This is a genomic window from Citrobacter sp. CK189, assembly GCF_030333505.1.
GTDB classification, from domain to species: Bacteria; Pseudomonadota; Gammaproteobacteria; order Enterobacterales; family Enterobacteriaceae; genus Citrobacter_B; species Citrobacter_B koseri.
Window position 1 is genome coordinate 1 of the sequence record NZ_JAOWFV010000014.1, and the last position, 201, is coordinate 201.

1 rRNA gene is annotated in these 201 nt (G+C 53.2%); it reads right to left on the reverse strand.

Annotation, left to right across the window (positions count from 1 at the left end):
• Positions 1 to 201: ribosomal RNA gene (locus OGV83_RS00110) — 23S ribosomal RNA — on the reverse strand; the annotation flags it as partial.

Here is a 201-nt window from a genome sequence, read left to right on the forward strand (position 1 = left end):
TCGCCGCTACTGGGGGAATCTCGGTTGATTTCTTTTCCTCGGGGTACTTAGATGTTTCAGTTCCCCCGGTTCGCCTCGTTTGACTATGTATTCATCAAACGATGATGCACCGTAGTGCACCGGGTTTCCCCATTCGGACATCGCCGGGTCAAGGGTTCATATCACCTCGCCGGCGCTTTTCGCAGATTAGCACGTCCTTCA